We start from the raw sequence: 21,392 nt of genomic DNA, 5'->3' as shown, positions 1-21,392 counted from the left end.
CACTCCCCGGGCTCCATGTGCCGCGCGCCCTGGGGAGGGGCGCGCGGCACATGCGCTTCGTTGACCCGTTTTCGCGCTTCCCCGTGGTGCCGGGCGGGAAGAATGACAGCCGGGTGCCACGGGGGGAGCATGAGGTGGGTTTCTGGGGCTGCTATCTGGTGGGCCGCAGCGGTGAGCCGCTCATCGGCCACCCGGCGTTGCGGGACGCGCGCGACCGGCTGACGCTGCGGGAGTACCGCGCGGACGGCTGGCAGGTCTGGTCCCATCCCACGGAGCCCTCGCTGGGCAGCATGACCGCGCTGGCCGACGCCGCGCGGGCGCCGGTCCTTCTCGGCTTCGTCATGGACGGTGCCTGCGTGGCCGTCGAGGCCTCGGCGCCGTACAGCGGATCCTGGTACGCCTGCCTCGGCAGGACACCGATGGCCGCGCTTCTCGACCGGGACGGCACCGCGCTCGAGGACCTTTTCCTGCCACCCGAGGACGCGGCGGCCCGGGCGGTCGAGTGGGCGGCCGAATCCGGCCGGGGAGTCCTCGAAGGGCCCCTGCTCGAACTGCTGCGTATCGAGCGGCCCGAGCAGTCCGCGGAGGTGCTTTTCTTCGCTTTTCTGGACCGTCTGGGCGTCGAGAGCCTGTCGGACTGACGCTTTGCTGTGATGCCCCGTGTCGGACGAGTGACGCTTTTCAGCCATCTGGCGCAGTACGCGGTGACGGGAGTGGTGTGCTCCCGGGGACCGAGGGCCGGACGGGCCGATGGGGGCGATGTCGATGAGTCTGCTGGAGCTGATCGCCGGTGCCGACGAGCGGGGTCTGGCGGCGAGCGGGGTCGCCTGTCTGGACCGCTGCCTTCCGTCGCCGGCGGACGGGAGCGAGCCGGAGCCGCTGCGCTCGCTCTGGGCGGGCTGTGAGAGCGGCGCGGAATGGGCCGCCCGGCTCGACGCCGTACACGCGGCGCTGGAAGGCCCCGCAGCGGGCGACGCCACGGCGGCGCGCGTCCGGGTGCTGTTCGGCGAGGCCCCCCGGGACTTCGCCGTCGGACCGCTGCGCGCGTGGGCGGACGCCTGCTCGCTCCTCGCGCTGGAGATCCACCGGGAGTTCGACTTCCCCGCCGGTGACGGCACGGTGGCGTCCCTGCGCCATCTGGCCGACGGCGCCGGCGGTGCCACCGGCAGTGGTCCGCTCGTCACGGGAGAACTCCGCCGCCAGGCCGAGATCCTGGAGAGCCTCGCCGAGACCGCCGGACCGGCGGGCGGCGGTACGGGCCTGCGCCGGATCCTGGATCTGTCGACCGAGGGCCGTCGGGTACTGCGCGCGGTGATGTCCCGCCGCGCTCGCGGCCGTGGCCGGCCCGGTGACGCGTCCCCGGAGTGAGGTCCGAAGGTGCGCCGCGAGGGGGAGGGGACAACGACCGGGGCCGCCACCACCTGGGTGTTCCCGCCTGTTCCTGGCCGCTGTCGGTCATGCGCGGTCACGTGTCCGACCGCTGAGGAGAAGACCGACGGGCCTTGATCCCGACCACGCCCTCGTCGGCGCCGCCGACCTCGAGCGCGCCCCGCCGGCCACGCGCTGGTCATCCGAGGGGCCCGGTGCCCGCGTTCTGCCTGGGCGGACGGGGAAAGGGGACGACGGCCGGGGCCGCCACCCCCCACAGGAGAGGCCCCGGCCGTCTTCCACAGGGCCGCAGAGCGACCCCGTACTCATCTCAGCGCCACGGGTGCGTTTTCTGTCACACCGCCCTGGGTCAGGAGACAGTTGCGGGTTGTACAAGTCATGGACGGGACACCGTCCGACCACGTAGCGTGCTGAGTCGCGCAGGGTGGCGCAGTAGTGGTGACCAGCTACGATTCGAATCAGCAGGGCGGGTTGAGGAAGTGCTGGGGGACGACGCGGAGCTGACCGCCGCGGTGCTCGCGGCACAGGACGGGGACGAAGACGCCTTCCGGACTGTGTACCGCGCCGTGCACCCACGGCTGTTGGGCTACATACGGACGCTGGTCGGCGACTCGGACGCCGAGGACGTGGCGTCCGAGTCCTGGCTGCAGATAGCGCGTGACCTCGGCCGGTTCAGCGGCGACGCCGACCGGTTCCGCGGCTGGGCCGCGCGGATAGCGCGCAACCGCTCGCTCGATCACATACGGATGCGGGGAAGGCGCCCCGCTGTCGGCGGTGACGAGAGTGAACTGGCGAGCGAGGCCGCCGAGTCCGACACCGCGAGCGAGGCGCTGGAGTCGCTGGCCACCGGACGCGCCATGTCCCTCATCGCGCAGCTGCCGCAGGACCAGGCCGAGGCGGTCGTGCTCCGCGTGGTGATGGGTCTCGACGCGAAGAGCGCGGCCCGGACGCTGGGCAAGCGGCCCGGCGCGGTGCGCACCGCCGCGCACCGCGGACTGAAGCGGCTGGCGGAGCTGGTCGGCGCGGACCCCGGCTCGGAGGACGAAATTCCGGCGGCGGGCGCGGAACTCGGCGCCGTACCCTCGCAACGCCCTGGCCGTCAGGGTGCGGTGGCGCCCGCCGGTGTGACGCATTCGCGTCCGTGGACGCAGAAGGACATGTGATGGCCGACGAGCAGCAGGAGTGGCTTGACGCGGACGCGGCGGAGAAGTTGCTCCGTGGCGAGTCCGTCGAGCCCGTCGACGATCACGCGAGAACCGAGGCCCGGCAGCTGGAGGCCGCGGTGCTCGCCCTGCGGACCCCGGGCCCGGCCGATGGCGAACTGCCCGGCGAGGCCGCCGTGCTGGCCGCCTTCCGCGAGGCGTCCCTGGCCGGGAAACGGGCCGGCGCTGTGCGTCCCGCCGGGCTCGCGGGGCAGCAGGACGCGCTGCGCACCGTACGGATGGGGAAGGCGCCCAAGGCCACGCTCCGGCGTCCGCGCTGGACCCGTCCGGTGCGCTACGGCCTTGCCGTCTCGCTCGCCGGGTGCGCGCTCGGCGGGGTGGCGGTCGCCGGGGGCACGGGCATGCTTCCCGCACCGTTCGGCGGCCAGGGCTCGCCGGTTCCGGCGACGTCCGTCTCCGCGGCCGCGTCGCCCGAGGAACTGGGCGTCGAGGTGCCCGATGGCAGTGAACCCTCGCCCCTGCCCCCCGCCGTGCCCGGTGAGCCCAGCCCGCCGGCGGCCGCGGACGAGCCGGACGCCGGGACGGCCGGGAGCGACGGGCGGACCGGGCAGGACGGCGGCGCGACGGAGCGCGAGGACGAGGCCCCGGACAGCGTCACCGGTGGCACCGACGCCACCGGTGACGCCGAGAACGGTTCGGACGGACGCGAGGTGCCCGGACGGCCCCCGGCCGAGGTGTACAAGAAGTCGGTCAAGGCCTGCCGCGACTACCGTGCGGACGCCCTGAGCCGGCCGGACGAGCGACGGCTCCTCGAACTGGCGGACGGGGAAGCCAATCTGGACCGCTTCTGTGACCAGCTCCTGGGTACGGACGACCGTGACGGCGGTGGCGCGGAGGACGGCAAGAGCGGCGACAGCGACAAGGACACGGGCGGGAGCGGCGGCGCGGAAAGCGGTGCGGACAACGACGGGGACGGCGAGAGCTCTCTCCCCGCGGTCTCCTTGCGTACGCCTTCCGCTCTCCCCTCGGCAACGCGCTGACCTGCTGGAACACGTCAGCTGTAACGTTCTCCGGCACTCCGACGCAGTAGTGAGTGCCGACTGGTCATCGGCCGCGCGAAAGAGCCGGGGTTCCCCCCGTACCTTCGGCTCAGCGCATCCGGCGCGGGCGGGACACGTTCCCCCGGTCCCGCCCGCGCCCCTGACCCGCTCGCACGTCTACCAGTGGACGACGACCTTGTCGCCGTTCCGCACCTGGGCGTAGAGCGACGCGATCTTCCCCTCGTCCCGTACGTTCACACAGCCGTGCGAGGCGCCGTTGTAGCCGCGGGCCGCGAAGTCCGAGGAGTAGTGCACCGCTTGGCCGCCGCTGAAGAACATGGCGTACGGCATGGGGGAGTCGTAGAGCGTAGAGACGTGGTGGCGGGACTTCCAGTACACCGAGAAGACGCCGTCACGGGTGGGCGTGTACTGCGAGCCGAACCGCACGTCCATCGACGAGACGACCTTGCCGTCGATCATCCAGGACAGCGAGCGGCTGTTCTTGCTGATGCACAGGACCCGGCCCGTCATGCAGCGGGCGTCGGGTTTCGCGGCCGTCGGCTCGGCGGCCGGCGGGTCGAGTTCCTTCGCCGTCGGCTGCCGCGTCATCGCGAGCAGCCGCTCCCAGGTCACCGTGTCGGTCCTCCCCGTGCGGGAGAGGCCCCGCTTGCCCTGGAAGGACTGGACGGACGCGACGGTCGTGGTGCCGTAGTAGCCGGTGGGGCTGCGGCCGAAGTGGCCGATCTGGCGCAGCCTGGCCTGGAGCTCCCGTACCCGCTTGCCGCGGTCGCCGACGGACATCAGGGTGCTGGGCTCCGGAGAGGGCCGTGCGCTCGGCGTCCGTGGGGGAGTGGCCGAGGGGCTCGGCGATCCGCTGCCCGGCTTGGCGTCGTCCGTGGGGCGCGGGGATATGGGGCGTGGCGACGCGGGGGGCGGGGAGGTCTTCGCGGGGAGTGCGGAGGCTTCCGCCGCCCCCACCTTCTCGACCTCGCAGCCCGCCGTCAGCGTGGCCAGCGCGAGTACGCCGACGGCTGCCACGGCCGCCGTGCGTACTCTGCGCGCGTACCTGTTCGTCCGTGTGCGTCTCATGCTCTTCCCTCCGGCTCGCCCGTCGCGGGCCGTGCCCGGCCCGTTGTGCGTGACCCGTGGCGCGGCGCGGATGTCTCATGAGACGAATTCCCGTCCCGCACGGTTGCCGAATCCTGCGCGTGAGGGGAAGTGTGCGTCCGGACCTCGTGGTAGTGCTGTGAGGAAGGTCCCGGCACAGGGCTCCCGCAGGCCGTGGCGCCGCCGCCGGAGTCCGTCGCGAGGCGTGTTACCGATGAATGGCTTGAGCGGGAGGCACAGCAGATGACGCGTGAGTCCGAGTCGGGACTGCCCATCGAGCCGGTGTACGGGCCGGAGGCGCTCGACGGCTGGCGGGCCGAGGAGAAGCTGGGCGCCCCGGGTGCCTTCCCCTTCACACGCGGTGTCTACCCCACCATGTACACGGGCCGGCCGTGGACGATGCGCCAGTACGCGGGATTCGGCACGGCCACCGAGTCCAACGCCCGCTACAAGCAGCTGATCGCCAACGGCACGACGGGCCTGTCCGTCGCGTTCGACCTGCCCACCCAGATGGGATACGACTCGGACGCCCCGATCGCCTCCGGTGAGGTCGGCAAGGTCGGCGTGGCGATCGACTCGATCGACGACATGCGCGTCCTCTTCAGCGGGATCCCGCTGGACGAGGTCTCCACCTCGATGACGATCAACGCCCCTGCGGCGCTCCTCCTCCTTCTCTACCAACTGGTCGCCGAGGAGCAGGGAGTACCGGCCGGCCGGCTGACGGGCACGATCCAGAACGACGTGCTCAAGGAGTACATCGCCCGGGGCACGTACATCTTCCCGCCGAAGCCCTCGCTGCGGCTGACCGCCGACATCTTCGAGTACTGCAAGGCCGAGATCCCGAAGTGGAACACGATCTCGATCTCCGGCTACCACATGGCGGAGGCGGGTGCCTCGCCCGCGCAGGAGATCGCCTTCACCCTCGCGGACGGCATCGAGTACGTCCGCACCGCCGTCGCGGCCGGCATGGAGGTGGACGACTTCGCGCCGCGGCTCTCCTTCTTCTTCGTCGCCCGTACGACGATCCTCGAGGAGGTCGCCAAATTCCGTGCCGCGCGCCGCATCTGGGCGCGGGTGATGCGGGAGGAGTTCGGAGCGAAGAACCCCAAGTCCCTGATGCTGCGCTTCCACACCCAGACCGCCGGCGTGCAGCTCACGGCCCAGCAGCCCGAGGTCAACCTGGTCCGGGTCGCCGTGCAGGGCCTGGGCGCGGTCCTCGGCGGCACGCAGTCGCTGCACACCAACTCCTACGACGAGGCCATCGCCCTGCCGACGGACAAGTCCGCCCGCCTCGCCCTGCGCACCCAGCAGGTCCTCGCGTACGAGACCGATGTGACGGCGACGGTGGACCCCTTCGCCGGGTCGTACGTCATGGAGAAGATGACCGACGACGTCGAAGCGGCGGCGCTGGAACTGATGCTCAAGGTCGAGGAGATGGGCGGCGCGGTCGACGCCATCGAACGCGGCTTCCAGAAGAGCGAGATCGAGCGCAGCGCCTACCGCGTCGCGCAGGAGACGGACAGCGGTGAGCGCGTCGTCGTCGGCGTCAACCGCTACCGCCTCGACGAGGAGGAGCCGTACGAGCCGCTGCGCGTCGACCCGGCGATCGAGGCCCAGCAGGCGGCCCGCCTGGCGAAGCTCCGCGCCGAACGTGACCAGGGAGCGGTGGACGCGGCGCTGGCCGAGCTGAAGAGGGCGGCGGGGAGTGACGCGGGCACAGCCAACGTGCTCCACCCGATGAAGGACGCGCTCAGGGCGCGGGCCACGGTGGGTGAGGTCTGCGACGCGCTGCGGGAGGTCTGGGGCGCGTACGTCCCGACCGACGCGTTCTGAGGGGCCGCCCCCCCAGGGGTGATGTCCAGCCGGCCGTGGGCCGTCTGCTGGACGGCGACGAGGACTGATCCGCGGCGAGGACCGCCCGTGACCAGGACTGATCCGCCGCATTCCGGAACGACCGGACGGAGTGTCGCACCCGCGTGCGACACTCCGTTCATGCTGGGTGTGACCGATCTTCCGACCTATCTCGCCGGCCTGGTGCTGATCATTCTGCTGCCGGGGCCGAACTCGCTGTACGTGCTCTCCGTCGCCGCCAGACGCGGGGTGCGCACCGGCTATGTGGCCGCCGCCGGGGTGTGGACGGGGGACACGATCCTGATGACGCTGTCCGCGCTGGGCGCGGCCTCCCTGTTGCAGACGACGCCCCTGCTCTTCAGCGTCGTCAAGTTCGCCGGCGCGGGATATCTGACCTGGATGGCGATCGGGATGATGCGGACGGCCCTGTCGATGTGGCGCGAGCGGCACCAGCGGATGGCCGGTCTGGCGGACGAGGGCGGGGCGCCCGCGACAGAGGCGGAGCGGCCCTACCGTCGTGCGCTCGTGGTCAGCCTGCTCAATCCCAAGCTGATCCTGTTCCTCATCTCCTTCTTCGTGCAGTTCGTCGATCCGGGTTATGCCTATCCGGGGCTCTCCTTCCTGCTGCTGGGCACGCTGCTGCAGATCGGCAGCTTCCTGTACCTCTCGGCGCTGATATTCGGCGGCACCCGCCTGGCCGCCGCCTTCCGCCGCCGTAAGCGGCTGTCGGCGGGGGCCACGTCGGCGGCGGGTGTGCTGTTCCTCGGGTTCGCGGCGAAGCTGTCGTTCAGCAGCGTGTGAGCGTGGCGGTGGTCAGTGGTGCCAGGCCTTGCCGCCCACGTTGTGGATCATCCGCTGGAGGACCTTGAGTGCGGCGACGAACTCCTCGTCGGGGATCCCGGCGTGGATCTCCGCGCTCGCCCTGCTGACCCGTTCGAAGGCCTTGGCACGCAGCGCGTGTCCTTCGGCGGTGAGTCGCAGGCGCGTGGTGGGGTCCTCCGTGACCAGGCCCTGGGCGATCAGGGTGTCGATCTCGGGCTCCAGTGAGTCGCCGACGTTCAGATAACCCCGGAGCATCGCGACCACTTCGGCGCGCGGACGGCCCCGTTCGTCCGCTTCGGTGAGCTGGTTGAGGACCCACCAGGGGGGCTGGGTGAGTCCGTGTTCGGCCAGTGCGGCCCGGATGTGGGTCACGGTCGCCTCGTGGGCGGCCCAGCTCCAGTAGCCGATGGGCTGCCGTGCCAGTCCCGCGTCGTCATGTGAGTAGTCCATGCCCTGGACCGTAGGACCTCAGTCAAGGTTGAGGTCAAGGCCTGTCTGTGGTGTCCATGGGGCGGCTCCCCGGCGGAGGTCACCCCGGCGACGCCCAGAGTTCACCGTTCGTCGGGCCGGTGGACACCCGCTCCTTCACCCGTGTCACTAGCGTGTGCGGACCATGATCGAAGGTGAGGGCCCGCGTGCCGAAACTGTCCGTTGTCGTTCCGTTCCACAATGTCGGCGCCTTCGCCGACACGACGCTGGGCAGTCTTGCCCGTAACGCGGGCCCGGACATCGAGTTCCTGCTGATCGACGACTGCTCCACGGACGACACCCCGGCCGTCATCGACCGCTGGGCGGACAGACTCCCGCACGCCGAGGTCATCCGGCACGAGAAGAACGTGGGCATCGCGTCCGCCCGCAACAGCGGCATCGACGCGGCCCGCGGCGACTTCGTCACCTTCCTCGACGGCGACGACTGGTACGCCCCGGGCCACCTGGGCCGGCTGCTGCACGCCGCCGCCGAGCTGGACTGCGACTTCGCCCGCACCGACCATGTCCAGGCCACGGGCACCAGCCGCGTCGTACGCCGCGCGCCCGCCCGGCTCCGTGACACCGTGCTGGACCCGCGCGAGGGCATCGCGGCCCCCGAATGGGAGACGATGGTCGACTACCCCTTCGTATGGGCGGGCGTCTATCACCGGCGGCTCTTCGAGGACGGCGGCCACCGCTTCAACGAGCGGCTGCGCACCGCCGAGGACCGGCTGTGGATCTGGCAGCTGCACCTGCGGGCCCGCAGCTACGCGGCGCTGAACCTGTACGGCATCTTCTACCGGCGCGGTGTCACCACGTCCCTGACGCAGATCAAGGACTCCCGCCAGCTGGACTTCTTCCCCGCCTACGACACGCTGCTCGACGAGATCCGCGAGGACCCGGACGCGGAGCTCCTCCTCCCCAAGGCGGTCCGCACCTACTGCGCGATGATCGCCTTCCACAACGAGAAGGCGGACGCGTACGAACCCGCCACGTTCCGGCGTCTGCGCCACGAGTCGGCCGCCGCGCTGCACCGCATGCCGCAGCAGGTCCTCGACCACACCCTGACGATGATGGACACCAGGCGCAGCACTGTGCTCAACCGCCTGCGTGACAAGCAGAAGGCCGCCTGACCCATGCCCACGCGCACCCAGATCTTCCAGGTCTCGACCCTGTACGGGGCGGCCACGCTCGCGGCGGCGCTGGACGCCGGCCAGTTCGGGCCCGGGCAGGACAGCCATCGCGTCCTGCTCGTCTCCAACAACGCGGCGATCCCCGAAACCGCCCTCCGGCTGGAGGAGATGCGTGGCTACGGTGACATCGCCGCCCGCTTCGACTCCGTCGTCGACTGGAACGACGCCATCAGCCCGCACCACCCGAGCGGCTGGGGCCCGCGCGCCGAGGAGACCGAGCTCTGGCAGCGCGCCTTCCGCCTCGCCTGGGGCATCGCTCCCGACGCGCCCGTCGACCTCGCCGTCGAATCCATCCAGGTCAACCCGGCCCGCGCGCTGGCCGCGATCTTCTCCGAGAGCGCCGTGCACGTCTACGCGGACGGCCTGATGAGCTACGGCCCGACCCGCAACAAGGTGCCGCGTTCCATCGCCTGCCGCGTCCAGCGGGTGCTCCACCTGGATCTCGTACCGGGACTGCGCCCGCTCCTCCTCGCCGAGTCCGGCGTCGAGCCCGAGCTCGTCCCGAACGACGCCTTCCGCAAGGTCCTCGGCGAGATCGCCGCAGCGGCGGAAGGCGACCGCCGGCTCACGGAGGCCGAGGCCGAGGCGCCCACCGCCGTGCTTCTGGGCCAGTACCTCGCGGCCCTGAACATCCTCACGGCCGAGGAGGAGGAGGACCTGCACCTGCGCATGCTGCGCGGCGCGGCACGGGCCGGCCACACCTCCATCCTCTTCAAGCCCCACCCCACCGCTCCGGCCCGCTACTCCAGGGCGCTCGACGACGCGGCCGCCGCACTGGGGGTGCGGCTGACCACGCTGGACAGCCCGCTGCTCGCCGAGACCCTCTACGAGCGGTGCGCGCCCACGCTCGTCGTCGGCTGCTTCTCGACCGCGATGTTCACGGCCGCCGCGTACTACGGCATTCCCGTCGCCCGCGTCGGCACCCGTCTCGTCCTCGACCGCATCACCCCGTACGAGAACAGCAACCGCATCCCGCTGACGATCGTCGACCACCTCGTGCCCGACCTCGACGAGCAGGCCGGCGAGCCCGTGCCCGAACTCCCGTCCGTGGCACCGGAATCCCTCGCGCCGCTGGTCCGGACGGTCGGCTACTGCATGCAGTCCGGGCTCCACCCGACGCTCCGTGCCGAGGCCGAGTCCTGGCTGCGGGTCCATCTCGACACCAGTACGCAGTACTACTTCAAGCGGCGTCGCCTGCAGAAGCTCACCCTGCCCGGCGGCGGGCCGCGCGGAGCGGCGATCCGGCTGCGCCGCACGGTACGGCGTACCCGCAGCAGCCTGGGCCTCTGATCCCGGGCCGGGGCGTGTCCCCCGGCCCGGCCACTGATGACAGAACGGCGGAACGAGCATGGGCCAGACCTTCACGGGGCTGCTCAAGGCGGTACGGGCGAGAACCGGGCAGGGCGGTACGGCGCGGCCGGAGCCCGCGGCCGCCCTGCGCCTGTGCGGCGACTACCTCGCGGGCCTCGCCGCGGGCGGTCCCATGAACGACGCCCGGCAGACCCGGCTGGTCTCCGCCATCGGTGGCCTCACCGCCGCCTGCGGTACCGACGGGGACGACCTGTTCGACGCCCTGCTCCGCACCGGGCAGCGCGCCCTGGAGGCCGACGGCGAGGCGGAGACCCGCCTCGCCCTGGACATCGCCGTCGAGGCCACCGGACTGCGGGCCAGGTCCAAGGGCGCGTGGCGGCTGCGCGGCAGCGCGTCGGACGCGCTGGGCCGCCGCGACGAGGCGGTGGACGCGTACGAACGGCATCTGGCGCTCCAGCAGAACCCGGCGTCGGCCGAGGACGTCGTGCGCCGGATCGCCACCCTGAAGGACCTCCGCGCCTGTCTGGACGAGGCCGCCGGAATGCTCCCCGGCGACGACGGCGCCGCCCTGCGGGCGCTGCACGACGCGCCCGCAGGGCAGGCGCGTACCGCCTTCGCCGACGTGGTACGCCGGCGGACCGCCGAGGGCGGCGGCACGGCCGACCCGGCCGTCCGCCGGCTCACCGCCCTGTACGCCGCCTACCGCCGGCTGCTGGACCGGGACAGGATGGCCGACCCCCTGCTCGGCGGCGTTGAGCCGCTCGGGGTCACCGGACTGCGCCGCCTGGTCGCCGGCCGCTCCGTCTGCCTGGTCGCCGGCGCGGCCCGGATCGCCGACGAGGAGAAGATCCCCGGCAGCCCGCTCGGCAAGCTGATCGACGGATACGACCTGGTGGTGCGCTGCGACACCCTTCCGGCCGCCGCCCGGCGCACCGACCTGCACGCGGTCACCCTGCGGGGGGACACCCCGTGGACGGGCCCGGCCTGGGACCGCCGGGCGGGCACCCGGCTGGTCTTCGGCGACCCGCTCCCGCAGTGGCGCCGCTCGCTGCGCGCCCGCCTGGTCGCCGGCGCGCAGGACCACATCGGGGACGCCACGCTGCGGCGTCCCCTGGACGATCCCGCGCTGCTCGGCGAGGGCGACTGGGGCCCTCGGACCGGCACCGCGTTCACCGTGCTCCGGCTCCTGGACTTCCTGGACGCGGCCGACCGCCTGGACCTCATCGGCTTCGGACTCCCCGGGCAGCTGCCGCCGCGCGAGCGGGAGTGGGTCACGGCCCGCGCGACACACCAGGACGAGACCGAGATGAGGACCGCGCTGCGATGAACAGCCCCGCCGAGCCCACCGACGGCAGACGCGCCGAGCCCGCCGCGCCCGGACCGTCCGCCGCGCCCGACCGGCCCGACGCCGACGACCGGCGCGCCGTCACCGGCAAGCGCCGGATCGCCTTCGCCGCGTACGCCGACGAGGACCGGATGCCCGGACTCCTGGTGCTGCTGCGCAGCCTCGCGCTGGCGGACCCGGCCGTCTGCGAGGACTTCCTCCTCCTGCACCCCGGGCTGCCCGACTCCGCGTTCGACGCCGCCCGCCGGCTGCACCCGCGCATCGTCCCGCGTGCCGCGGGGAGCCGTCTCGACGTCTTCCGGGCGGCCGGCTACGACACCGTGATCGCCCTCGGTCCCGGCATGGTCGTGCTCGGCTCCCTCCTGCCGCTGCTGACCCTCCGCACCGGAGTGGCCGCCGTGCCGCAGCCGGGCCCCGGCGGCGAACGGACCGTGCGGGACGACGGGCTGCTGGTGATCCAGCGCCAGGACGTGACGGACGCCGTGCTGGACGCGCTGGCCGAAGGCGGTGAGGACACGGTGGACCGCGCGCTGACGGCGGCCGGACTCCTCGAACCCCTCGGCTCCCGCTACGACTTCCCGGCCGACCGGCTGTACGACGACACCGCCGTGCCCGAGAGCACCGTCGTCCTGCACTTCGGCGAGGACCGCACGCCCTCCGCCCCGGCGCGCGCGGCGCGTGAGCGCTACGAACTGGACGACGAGGCGTTCCGCGCCGCCTATCGCGTCCTGCCGGGCCCCAAGCACCCCGAACTGCTCCTGCACTGCGCCCTGCCGTTCCCCGAAGGGGGGCGTGCGCCGGTGGACCTGGTCCGCCAGGTCGCCGAGGTGCACCGGCAGCAGGGCCGCTACGAGGAGGCCGTCGCCCTGCTGAGCGCAGCCGTGGCCGACCGGCCCGACCTGCCGCGCTGCCACGAGACGCTGGGCATCAGTCTGATGGCCCTGTCCCGCTACGAGGAGGCCGAGGCGCACCTCCTCCTGGCCACCGTGTCCCCGGACTTCGCCGCCCGCGCCTACGGCCAGCTCGCACGGCTCGCCTGGCTGCTGGGCCGGAACGAAGACGCGCACGCCTATGCCCGAGAAGGGCTCGACGCCGACCCGGCCGACGGCAACTGCCATGCCTGGTACGTCCGTACGCGCCCCGCCGCAGTCACCGCCCGGGACGCCGGCCCGGCGTCGGCGGCCGAACAGCTCGCCCACGTCGCCCTGTTCGCCGACGGCCAGGAGAACGCGGGCGACAAGGTGCTCCCCGAAGCCGTGCGGATGTGCTTCGGCCCCGACACCGGGCCCGGCCGCTGGCACGAGCGGTCCGTGCACCTGCTGGTCGACGAGCCCGCCCTGGAGGAGCTGAACGCCCGGCGCGGCATCGTCGTCGGTGGTGGCGGGCTCTTCCTCCCGGACACCGCGCCCAACAGCAACAGCGGCTGGCAGTGGAACATCCCCGACGACGTCCTGGACCGGATCACCGCGCCGCTCGCCGTCTTCGCGGTCGGCTACAACGTCTTCGACGGCCAGCGCTACCGCCGGGAGCGCTTCGCGGCGAGTCTGCGCGCCCTGGTCGGGAAGTCGGCCTTCTTCGGGCTGCGCAACCAGGGTTCCGTGGACCGGGTCAGGGAACTCCTGCCGGAGGAGCTGCGGGACCGGGTGCGCTACCAGCCCTGCCCCACGACCGTGGCCCGCCATCTCGACCCCGGACCGGACGACGGTGCGGGCCGGGACGACACCGTGCTGGTCAACTGCGCGTACGACCGCGCCGGTCTGCGCTTCGGCCACGACTACGGCCACTTCCTGGCCGAGACGGCAACCGCCGTACGTGCCATCGGCGAGCGCGCGGAGGTCCGTTACGCGGCCCACATGCCGGCCGACGAGAAGTTCGTCCACGACCTGCGCAGGGAACACGGCATCGCCCTCCCGGTGGAACCGCTGTACCTGTTCTCCAACGACCGCATCCGCGAGCTCTACCGGCGCACGCGCCTGGTGATCGGCATGCGCGGCCACGCGGGAATGATCCCCTTCGGCTGCGGCACACCGATCATCAGCCTGGTCTCGCACCCCAAGCTCGCCTACTTCCTCTCCGACCTGGACCGCCCCGACTGGGGAGTGTCCGTCCACGACCGGTCGCTGGGCGCCCGCCTCGCCGAGCGGGCGGCGGCCGTGCTGGACGACCACGGGGCAGCCGTGGCCGACGTACACGGCCGGCAGGAGCACCTGTGGTCGGTCACCCGCGCCAACCTCGCCGAGCTCCGGGACCTCTTCGGGCTGCCGGACCCGTTCCCCGAGGGCCCGCGTGTCCCCGGCCCCCGTGCCGCCGAGCCGGCACGGAGCCTTCACCTGCCGGACACCCGGACGAAGTGACTGTTCACCTGGGCGGAGTTCACCCGGAGCCCGCGCGTTCATAGCCTTCGTTGACCATGCCTTCCTCTGTCTCCCCGGCCGGCGCACCTGTCACCGCGCAGTCCCCGCAGCCCGCCCCCGAAGCCCGCCCGCGCCGCGAACACCGGTACGACATCGATCTGATCCGGCTGCTCTGCTCCGTCGGCGTGATCCTCTGCCACACGGGCTCCGCGTTCGTGAACACGGCGGGCCGCGAGGCCGCGAACGGTCCCGGCACCTACTGGGCGGGCCTGGTGGCGGACTCGGCAGGCCGCTTCGCCGTACCGCTGTTCTTCGCGATCGCCGGATGGGTCGTCCTCGTCGGCGCCCCGGTCCGGGACGGCCGGCAGCTGTGGCAGCGGATCGTACGGATCCTGGTGCCGCTCGCCGTGTGGACCCTGCTCTACGTGGCCTGGGGCCGGCTGCGCGACACCAACGACGCCCCGGCCACCGAGCTGGCGTTCGACGCGCTGTTCGCCTCGGTGCGCCCTGCCTACCACCTCTGGTACCTGTACGCCTACATCCCCGTGATCATGCTCCTGGCCTTCGCCGCCCTGGTGAAGTCGGGCAAGCGTCCGTGGGGCCTCGGTGTCGCCCTGCTCGCCCTGGGGGCCGCTCCGTCCCTGTTCGGCGATCTCGCCCGGGTCACGGACCTGGAACTGCCGCGCTTCGGCTGGGGCTTCGGTCCGTACCAGCTGATCTACGCGGTCCTCGGCGCCCTCGTCCTCGCGCTGCCCGCCGGTACGTTCGGCGGGCGGAGCCTGTGGTGGCTGCTCCCGGCGGGCGCGTTCCTGGCCGCGATCATCGCGTACCAGCACGAGGTGCACTACGCGATCCCGTACGCGAGCGTCCTGGTGGCCCTGTTCAGTGCCGGTGTGCTGCTCTCCCTGCACCGGCTGCGCGTCCCGGAGCGCCTGCGCCCGGCCCTGACCCGCCTGGCGGGCGCGTCGTTCGGCGCGTACATGATCCATGTGCTGGTGCTGGGCGTCCTCACAGACGTACTGGTCGACGCCGACCTCACCCTGCCGGTGGCGGCGGTCCTGGCCCTCGCCGTCACCGCCGCCACGACAGCCCTCTCCTTCGGGGCGGCCATGCTGTGGACCCGCCTCGGCCTGACGCGACTGCTGGGCTGAGCCCGGGGCCCGGCCCTCGGGCCCGGCCCCGGCGGTCAGCGGCGCTTGAGGGCGCGGGCGCGGCGTGCGATCCGGCGCAGGGTGGCGTTGCGGCGGACGAAGGCGAGGCGCGCGGGGACCACGCCGGGGAGGGCCAGTGAGCCCAGGCGGCGGCGCTTGAAGTAGCGCCAGGTCCGGGTGTTCAGGTGCGCGGAGAGATAGCGCTCGGCGGCCGGGCGGAAGTCCGGCCGGACGCGCGGCTGCATCGCGAAGGCGACGGCGGGCAACAGTCCGTCGAGGGCCTCCGCCACGGTGGCCTCGGTCAACGGGGACTGATCCGACACGGCGGCGGGTTCGGCCAGGTCGGGCAGCAGGGCGTCGACGATCGTGGCCGGGATCCTCGCCGGGTTCTCGTACGGGGTGAGGCGCTCCAGGAGGGTTCCGGTCCCGGTCCTGGCCACCGGCAGGCCGTAGTACGCGGCGGCGGTGAGCAGCGCCGTCGAGGAGCAGCCGACGACGAGCGCGGGGCGCAGCCGTTCGTAGAGGACCTCGGCCGGGACCGGGGCGCCGGACAGGCCGGAGTGCGGCAGCGTCAGTTCGACGCCGAGGCGTGCGGCCTCCGCCCGCAGGGCCGGGGTGACGGGCGCGGGCCCGTCGGGGTGGGGCTGGAGCACCAGGTGGGTGTGACCGAGGGCGGCCGTGCCGCGGACCATCCGCAGGTGGAGCTCCGCCTCCTCGGCGGCGGGCAGCGTGCCCGCCTCGGGGAGAAGCAGGAGCGCGGCCCCCTCGGGTACGTCGAACTCCGGTGAGGCGTCCGCCAGTTCGGCGTAGACCTTCAGCAGGGCCGGGGTGGGCAGCGGGTGGGGTACGGCGTCGAACTCACCCAGCAGCAGCGGCTTCAGGCCGGGGAGCAGGTCCGGGTGGAGCAGCCGCCGTACCCGGGTGCCGATCAGGGGCGGGATCTTGCCGCCGGTCGGGCCGTAGCCGGTCAGGCCCACCGTGTACACGGTCACCGGTCCGCCGGTGAAGATCTGGACCACCGCCTGGGCGGGGGCGGCGTGCGGGGACTCCAGCGCCAGCTCGACCTCCTCGTCCCCCAGGTCCCACGCGCGCCGCAGGTGGCGTTCCCACAGGGGCACGTCGTCGGCGCGGGGAGTCCAGGCGCTCGGGTGCAGGGGGAAGACGGCGTCGTTCCACGAGCGCACCTCGTCGAAGCGGGTGCGCAGCCGTCCGAAACCGGGCATCGCGTCGATCGGGACCGTGGCCTCGGGGATCGCCGTGTCGTCGCTGAGCAGCAGGATGCGGCGGGCGGGTCCCTCCGCGCGGCCGGAGCCCTCGAAGCAGCCGGCGTCGAGTGCCGCCGCGAGCACGGCCGTGCCGTGGAGGCTGGAGGCGACGAAGATCTGGGTGGTCACGCGGCAGCCGCTCCCTCGGTGGTGGCGGACCGGCGGCGCAGCTTGCGCAGCAGGGTCGCCCGTTCGGTGTCCATGGAGTCCAGGACGTCGTCGAGTACACGCCGGGGCATGTTTCCGAGAGCCGTCGCAGCGAGTGCTTTCAGGGTGCGGGCCACGTCCGGTTCGAATTTCCCGATCGCTCCGACGTGATGGGAGATGACGGCGCAGTAGGTCCGTACCGCTTTCGGCATCAGTGTGTCCGCGTCGCGGTCCGCCGCGGTCTCGGACAGCACCTGGTCGTAAGCCCGGATGAAATCCAGCTGGCGTTCGTCGCCGATCTGGGTGAGGGAGGACGCGACACCCCTCCGGTAGAAATGCCCCAGCGTTCCCAGGACCGCGAAGGATTCCGCCTCCCGGTGCAGCCGCCAGATCCACGGCCGGTCCTCGGCGGTGCGCAGCCCGTCGGTGAAATGCAGCAGACCCCGGTCCAGCAGGCTGCGGTGGTAGAGCCCCGCCCAGGCGAACGCGTAGTCGACGGACGTCGTCCGGTCGGCGGGCAGGATCGCGTCCCGGGGGTCGCTCACCACCCCGCGCAGGCCGTGCGGGACGCGGCGCACCGTACGGGAGGTGCCGGTGACCTGGACATGGTCCGTGCGCACGAACGCGCAGCTCAGGGCCTCGGTCCGGGCCAGCAGACGGGCGTAGTGGCCGGGGGCGAGCCAGTCGTCTCCGTCCAGGAAGGCGATGTACTCGCCGCGGGCCGCGTCCAGACCGGTGTTGCGGGCCGTGGCCAGACCGGAGTTGCGTTCGTGTCTGCGCACGACCACCCCCTCGATGCCGTCCTCGGCCCGGCGCAGGAGATCCGGTGTCCCGTCGGTCGAACAGTCGTCGACGAGGATGAACTCGAAGTCCTCGCGGGTATTGGCCCGCAGGCTTCTGAGCGTGTCGGGGGCGTATGCCTGGACGTTGTAGAACGGCACGATGACGGAGAGCTTAACCACCCGCATCACGCTAGGGGTGGCCCCGGCCTTTGCTTTGACCCCTGTCCGTACGGAAAGTGAACGACACGCGGCAGGAAAGTGAACCGGGCCGTTTTCCGGGCTGTTTCATCTGTTCGGCGGCCCGAATCCCCAACCGTCGACCGGCTGTTAACCATCTGTTGCCACCACGTTGGGCCACGGATCGAAATGGCTTCCTAGCTTTTACGACGTGCCCCCCCGTACCGATGACACGGCCGCTCAGGCCGATACCCCAGCAGCCGACCGCGCGGCCCTCCGCATAGCCGTGCTCGCCGACTCCGACACCCGCTGGAAATGGGGTGCGCTCACCGCGCGCCGCCTCTCCACGGCCCCGGAGGCCGGCGCGACGGAGCGCCCCGTCGAGATCAGCGGACTGCTGCTACGCGGCCGGGCCACCCCGACGCCCCGCCAGCTCGCCGAGGTCGGCGAGGTCGGGATCGACGCCGGCCGGGTGCGCGAGGTGACGGCCGTCGAGTTCCTGCACACGGTGCGGGACGAGGCGTACGACGTCGTGGTCCTCGCCCTCGTCGGCGGCGCGGTCCAGGCGATGCTGCACGGCCTGGCCGCACTGGACCTGCCCCGCAGGCCCGTCGTCGTCACGGGCTATGTCGGCGTCGTCTACGAGAAGCTCGCCGACGGGCTCCTGCTGCGCCACGGCGCGGACATCGTCCTCGCCAACTCCCGCCACGACGGGGAGCGCTTCCGCGCGGTGTACGAAGGGGTCGGCGCCGACGCGTCGTCCGTCACGGAGGCCGCCCTGCCGTTCCTCGGCGGGGAGCCGCACCGGGAGCAGGAAGGCCGCGACACCGTCGTGTTCGCCGCCCAGCCCTCCGTACCGGCATCCCGCGCCGACCGCACGTACCTGCTGCGCCGGCTCGTCGAGCACGCCCGGCTGCACCCCGGCCGCGAGGTGCTGCTGAAGCTGCGCTCCAAGCCGGGTGAGCACACCACACACATCGAGGAGCTGCCCTACCAGCGGCTCGCCGAGCGGATCCCCGGCGGCCTGCCGCCCAACTTCAGCCTCGTGTACGGGCACATGGGTGAGGTCCTGGACCGCACCGACCTGCTGGTCACCGTGTCCTCGACCGCCGCGCTGGAGTCCCTGCACCGGCGGATCCCGACCGCGATCCTCTCCGACCTCGGCGTGCGCGAGGCCCTCGGCAACCACCACTTCATCGGATCGGGACTGATCACGTCCTGGGACCACCTCGACGGCGGCCTCCGCCCCGAGCCCGACGAGGAATGGCTCGCGGGCCAGGGCGTCGCCGCCGACGGCACCTACGGGGCGGCCTACGACACCGCCCGCGCCCGGGTCGCGGCCCTGCTCGACGCCGGGCCGCTCCCCGGCCTCGCCCCCTACTACACCCCCGCCACCGCGCCCGGATACCTCCCCGGCATCCTCGCCCGCTACCACCTGGGCCCCGACGGCCACCCCCTGCCGGGCGCCGTCACGCCCAAGGAGACGGGCCGGGTCCGGGGCGTGGTCCGCGAAACCGTACGCAACGCGGCACGCGGTGCCTACCGCCACGGCGTCCAGCGGGTCGCCCCCGTGATCCGGCGGATGGGCGAGCTGTGACCACCGATTCAGGAGCAACCATGACCCCGCCCCCCACCGTCCTCGCAGTGATCCCCGCCCGCGGCGGATCCAAGGGCGTGCCCGCGAAGAACCTCGCCCGCGTCGGCGGCGTACCGCTGGTCGCCCGAGCCGTCCGCGCCTGCCTCTCCTCGCCCGAGGTCACGGACGTCGTCGTCACCACCGACGACCCGGCCATCTCCGCCGCGGCCAGGGCCGCGGCGGAGGCACTGGGGGAGGAGGCCAGGCTGCACTGCGTGCAGCGTCCCGCCGCCATCGCCGGTGACACGGCGACCAGCGAGGACGCGGTCCTGCACGCCCTGCACACCTACGAGACGACCTCGCACGGCCGCAAGGCCGACGTGGTGCTCCTGGTCCAGTGCACGAGCCCCTTCATCACCCGCGAGGACATCGACGGCGTCGCCGCCGCGGTCACCCGCGAAGGCGCCGACACCGCGGTCACGGTGGCCCCCTTCCACGGCTTCGTGTGGCGTGACGGCAGCCCGGTCGAGGACGACACCTACGGCGTCAACCACGACAAGGCCGTACGCCCCCGCCGCCAGGACCGGCCCCAGGACTACCTGGAGACCGGCGCCGCGTACGCCATGGACGTCGAGGGCTTCCGCACCCACCGCCACCGCTTCTTCGGCCACACCGCGCTCGTCCCCACCGACCCCGCCCGGGTGCTGGAGATCGACGACCCGCACGACCTGGCCCGCGCCCGTGCGCTCGCGCCGCTCCTGGACCCCTCGCCGCTGCCCACCCTGGCGGACATCGACGCCGTGGTCCTCGACTTCGACGGCACGCAGACCGACGACCGCGTCCTCATCGACTCCGACGGCCGCGAGATCGTCTCCGTGCACCGCGGGGACGGCCTCGGTATCGCCGCCCTGCGCCGGGCCGGCGTACCGCTCCTGATCCTCTCCACGGAACAGAACCCGGTCGTCGCCGCCCGCGCCCGCAAGCTCCAGGTCCCGGTCCTGCACGGCATCGACCGCAAGGACCTGGCACTCAAGCAGTGGTGCGAGGAGCACTCCGTCGCTCCCGACCGCGTGCTCTACGTCGGCAACGACGTCAACGACCTGGCCTGCTTCGGCCTGGCGGGCTGGCCCGTCGCCGTGGCGAGCGCCCACGACTCGGTGCGCGCCGCCGCGCGCGCCGTGACCGCACAGCCCGGCGGCTCCGGCGCCATCCGCGAGATCGCGACCTGGCTCCTGGGCCCCACCCTCTCCACCGAAACCACCAGCACCCCCACCAAGTAACGTCCCCACCACGTAAGGAAGCACCACCATGAGCACCTCCCGTCTGCGCACGTTCGGCACCCGCACCGCCGGCCCCGGCCACCCCGTCTACATCACCGGTGAGATCGGCATCAACCACAACGGTGACCTCGACAACGCCCTCGCCCTGATCGACGCGGCCGCCGAAGCCGGCTGCGACGCGGTCAAGTTCCAGAAGCGCACCCCGGAGATCTGCACCCCGCGCGACCAGTGGGACATCGAGCGCGACACCCCCTGGGGCCGGATGACGTACATCGACTACCGCCACCGCGTCGAGTTCGGCGAGGCCGAGTACACCGCCATCTCGGAGCACTGCGCCAAGCGCGGCATCGACTGGTTCGCCTCCCCGTGGGACACCGAGGCCGTCGCCTTCCTCGAGAAGTTCGACGTCCCCGCGCACAAGGTCGCCTCCGCCTCCCTCACCGACGACGAGCTGCTCCGCTCGCTGCGCGCCACCGGCCGCACCGTCATCCTCTCCACCGGCATGTCGACGCCGAAGCAGATCCGGCACGCGGTCGAGGTCCTCGGCAGCGACAACATCCTGCTCTGCCACGCCACCTCGACGTACCCGGCGAAGGCCGAGGAGCTCAACCTGCGGGTCATCAACACCCTGCAGCAGGAGTACCCGAACGTCCCGATCGGCTACAGCGGCCACGAGACCGGCCTGCAGACGACCCTCGCCGCCGTCGCGCTGGGCGCCGCGTTCGTCGAGCGCCACATCACCCTGGACCGCGCCATGTGGGGCTCCGACCAGGCCGCCTCCGTCGAGCCGCAGGGCCTCACGCGCCTCGTCCGTGACATCCGCACCATCGAGGAGTCCCTCGGTGACGGCGTCAAGAAGGTGTACGAGTCGGAGCTCGGCCCGATGAAGAAGCTCCGCCGGGTCGCGGGCGTCGTCGCCGAGACCGAGAACGCGCCGGCCGCCGAGCCGGTCACGGTCTGACGGGCCGACC

At 72.5% G+C, this 21,392-nt stretch carries 18 protein-coding genes; 14 read left to right on the top strand and 4 right to left on the bottom strand.

The features are described from left to right. The first annotated feature begins 134 nt into the window (after positions 1-134). The 4 genes from ACFYQ5_RS14315 to ACFYQ5_RS14300 all read left to right on the top strand — a co-directional run bounded on the left by ACFYQ5_RS14315 (position 135) and on the right by ACFYQ5_RS14300 (position 3,592). Entirely contained in the window at positions 135-641 is a 507-nt protein-coding gene (locus ACFYQ5_RS14315; protein ID WP_389197388.1) for a hypothetical protein, read from the top strand. A gap of 124 nt (positions 642-765) precedes the next feature. Continuing rightward, complete coding sequence (locus tag ACFYQ5_RS14310; RefSeq protein ID WP_389197489.1) at positions 766-1,368, top strand: hypothetical protein; 603 nt, start codon at positions 766-768, stop codon at positions 1,366-1,368. Between the two features lie 500 nt (positions 1,369-1,868). Beyond that, complete coding sequence (locus tag ACFYQ5_RS14305) at positions 1,869-2,552, top strand: RNA polymerase sigma factor (protein WP_389197386.1); 684 nt, start codon at positions 1,869-1,871, stop codon at positions 2,550-2,552. Next, positions 2,552-3,592, top strand: coding sequence for a hypothetical protein (locus tag ACFYQ5_RS14300; protein ID WP_389197384.1), 1,041 nt, complete (start codon positions 2,552-2,554; stop codon positions 3,590-3,592). The genes ACFYQ5_RS14305 and ACFYQ5_RS14300 overlap by 1 nt, the downstream gene beginning before the upstream one ends. Before the next feature lie 177 nt (positions 3,593-3,769). On the opposite strand, the gene ACFYQ5_RS14295 is transcribed toward ACFYQ5_RS14300, so the two are convergent. Further along, on the bottom strand, positions 3,770-4,681 hold the full coding sequence (locus ACFYQ5_RS14295) for a L,D-transpeptidase family protein (protein ID WP_389197382.1): 912 nt from the start codon (positions 4,679-4,681) through the stop codon (positions 3,770-3,772). 261 nt (positions 4,682-4,942) lie between these two features. Between ACFYQ5_RS14295 and ACFYQ5_RS14290 the strand changes: the two genes are divergently transcribed. Further along, a complete protein-coding gene (locus ACFYQ5_RS14290) occupies positions 4,943-6,532 on the top strand; it encodes a methylmalonyl-CoA mutase (RefSeq protein WP_389197380.1) in 1,590 nt (529 codons plus the stop codon). Positions 6,533-6,691: 159 nt separating this feature from the next. Further along, the gene (gene leuE, locus ACFYQ5_RS14285) at positions 6,692-7,351 is read left to right on the top strand and encodes a leucine efflux protein LeuE (protein ID WP_389197378.1); all 660 of its coding nucleotides are present in this window, start codon (positions 6,692-6,694) and stop codon (positions 7,349-7,351) included. Between the two features lie 12 nt (positions 7,352-7,363). On the opposite strand, the gene ACFYQ5_RS14280 is transcribed toward leuE, so the two are convergent. After that, positions 7,364-7,822 carry a MarR family winged helix-turn-helix transcriptional regulator gene (locus ACFYQ5_RS14280; protein ID WP_389197376.1) on the bottom strand — a complete coding sequence of 153 codons (459 nt, stop codon included), beginning with the start codon at positions 7,820-7,822 and terminating at the stop codon, positions 7,364-7,366. 185 nt (positions 7,823-8,007) lie between these two features. Between ACFYQ5_RS14280 and ACFYQ5_RS14275 the strand changes: the two genes are divergently transcribed. Genes ACFYQ5_RS14275 through ACFYQ5_RS14255 form a run of 5 tightly spaced genes read left to right on the top strand, consistent with a single transcriptional unit; the run spans position 8,008 to position 15,194 of the window. After that, positions 8,008-8,973: a glycosyltransferase family 2 protein gene (locus tag ACFYQ5_RS14275; RefSeq protein ID WP_389197375.1), complete on the top strand. Its 966-nt coding sequence runs from the start codon at positions 8,008-8,010 to the stop codon at positions 8,971-8,973. A gap of 3 nt (positions 8,974-8,976) precedes the next feature. Beyond that, a complete protein-coding gene (locus ACFYQ5_RS14270; protein WP_389197374.1) occupies positions 8,977-10,323 on the top strand; it encodes a polysialyltransferase family glycosyltransferase in 1,347 nt (448 codons plus the stop codon). 58 nt (positions 10,324-10,381) lie between these two features. Beyond that, positions 10,382-11,671 carry a hypothetical protein gene (locus tag ACFYQ5_RS14265; RefSeq protein WP_389197372.1) on the top strand — a complete coding sequence of 430 codons (1,290 nt, stop codon included), beginning with the start codon at positions 10,382-10,384 and terminating at the stop codon, positions 11,669-11,671. Further along, positions 11,668-14,043 carry a polysaccharide pyruvyl transferase family protein gene (locus ACFYQ5_RS14260; RefSeq protein ID WP_389197370.1) on the top strand — a complete coding sequence of 792 codons (2,376 nt, stop codon included), beginning with the start codon at positions 11,668-11,670 and terminating at the stop codon, positions 14,041-14,043. Before ACFYQ5_RS14265 ends, ACFYQ5_RS14260 begins: the two co-directional genes overlap by 4 nt. A gap of 56 nt (positions 14,044-14,099) precedes the next feature. Beyond that, complete coding sequence (locus ACFYQ5_RS14255) at positions 14,100-15,194, top strand: acyltransferase (RefSeq protein WP_389197369.1); 1,095 nt, start codon at positions 14,100-14,102, stop codon at positions 15,192-15,194. A gap of 35 nt (positions 15,195-15,229) precedes the next feature. On the opposite strand, the gene ACFYQ5_RS14250 is transcribed toward ACFYQ5_RS14255, so the two are convergent. Both ACFYQ5_RS14250 and ACFYQ5_RS14245 read right to left on the bottom strand, forming a co-directional pair. Next, positions 15,230-16,588 (bottom strand): polysialyltransferase family glycosyltransferase, encoded by a 1,359-nt coding sequence (locus ACFYQ5_RS14250; protein ID WP_389197367.1) that lies wholly within the window; start codon positions 16,586-16,588, stop codon positions 15,230-15,232. Beyond that, entirely contained in the window at positions 16,585-17,568 is a 984-nt protein-coding gene (locus ACFYQ5_RS14245; RefSeq protein WP_389197365.1) for a glycosyltransferase family 2 protein, read from the bottom strand. The genes ACFYQ5_RS14250 and ACFYQ5_RS14245 overlap by 4 nt, the downstream gene beginning before the upstream one ends. 208 nt (positions 17,569-17,776) lie before the next feature. Between ACFYQ5_RS14245 and ACFYQ5_RS14240 the strand changes: the two genes are divergently transcribed. The 3 genes from ACFYQ5_RS14240 to ACFYQ5_RS14230 are packed head-to-tail and all read left to right on the top strand — an operon-like array spanning position 17,777 to position 21,382. Then, a complete protein-coding gene (locus ACFYQ5_RS14240) occupies positions 17,777-19,162 on the top strand; it encodes a DUF6716 putative glycosyltransferase (RefSeq protein WP_389197363.1) in 1,386 nt (461 codons plus the stop codon). Positions 19,163-19,182: 20 nt separating this feature from the next. After that, positions 19,183-20,421 (top strand): cytidylyltransferase domain-containing protein, encoded by a 1,239-nt coding sequence (locus ACFYQ5_RS14235; protein ID WP_389197362.1) that lies wholly within the window; start codon positions 19,183-19,185, stop codon positions 20,419-20,421. Between the two features lie 28 nt (positions 20,422-20,449). Further along, complete coding sequence (locus ACFYQ5_RS14230; RefSeq protein WP_389197360.1) at positions 20,450-21,382, top strand: N-acetylneuraminate synthase family protein; 933 nt, start codon at positions 20,450-20,452, stop codon at positions 21,380-21,382. Positions 21,383-21,392: the final 10 nt, after the last annotated feature.

Origin of the sequence: Streptomyces sp. NPDC005794 (assembly GCF_042871445.1) — a bacterium.
Lineage (GTDB): Bacteria > Actinomycetota > Actinomycetes > Streptomycetales > Streptomycetaceae > Streptomyces.
The sequence above is the reverse complement of the archived record's forward strand: the minus strand, read 5'-3'. Positions and strand labels throughout refer to the sequence as shown.

What these genes read in the sequence shown, in the direction of transcription:
- ACFYQ5_RS14310 (WP_389197489.1), top strand. Translation starts at nt 766, where the DNA reads ATGAGTCTGCTGGAGCTGATCGCCGGTGCCGACGAGCGGGGTCTGGCG.
- ACFYQ5_RS14255 (WP_389197369.1), top strand. Translation starts at nt 14,100, where the DNA reads ATGCCTTCCTCTGTCTCCCCGGCCGGCGCACCTGTCACCGCGCAGTCC.
- ACFYQ5_RS14290 (WP_389197380.1), top strand. Translation starts at nt 4,943, where the DNA reads ATGACGCGTGAGTCCGAGTCGGGACTGCCCATCGAGCCGGTGTACGGG.
- ACFYQ5_RS14265 (WP_389197372.1), top strand. Translation starts at nt 10,382, where the DNA reads ATGGGCCAGACCTTCACGGGGCTGCTCAAGGCGGTACGGGCGAGAACC.
- ACFYQ5_RS14235 (WP_389197362.1), top strand. Translation starts at nt 19,183, where the DNA reads ATGACCCCGCCCCCCACCGTCCTCGCAGTGATCCCCGCCCGCGGCGGA.
- ACFYQ5_RS14295 (WP_389197382.1), bottom strand. Translation starts at nt 4,681, where the DNA reads ATGAGACGCACACGGACGAACAGGTACGCGCGCAGAGTACGCACGGCG.
- leuE (WP_389197378.1), top strand. Translation starts at nt 6,692, where the DNA reads ATGCTGGGTGTGACCGATCTTCCGACCTATCTCGCCGGCCTGGTGCTG.
- ACFYQ5_RS14230 (WP_389197360.1), top strand. Translation starts at nt 20,450, where the DNA reads ATGAGCACCTCCCGTCTGCGCACGTTCGGCACCCGCACCGCCGGCCCC.
- ACFYQ5_RS14280 (WP_389197376.1), bottom strand. Translation starts at nt 7,822, where the DNA reads ATGGACTACTCACATGACGACGCGGGACTGGCACGGCAGCCCATCGGC.
- ACFYQ5_RS14260 (WP_389197370.1), top strand. Translation starts at nt 11,668, where the DNA reads ATGAACAGCCCCGCCGAGCCCACCGACGGCAGACGCGCCGAGCCCGCC.
- ACFYQ5_RS14270 (WP_389197374.1), top strand. Translation starts at nt 8,977, where the DNA reads ATGCCCACGCGCACCCAGATCTTCCAGGTCTCGACCCTGTACGGGGCG.
- ACFYQ5_RS14300 (WP_389197384.1), top strand. Translation starts at nt 2,552, where the DNA reads ATGGCCGACGAGCAGCAGGAGTGGCTTGACGCGGACGCGGCGGAGAAG.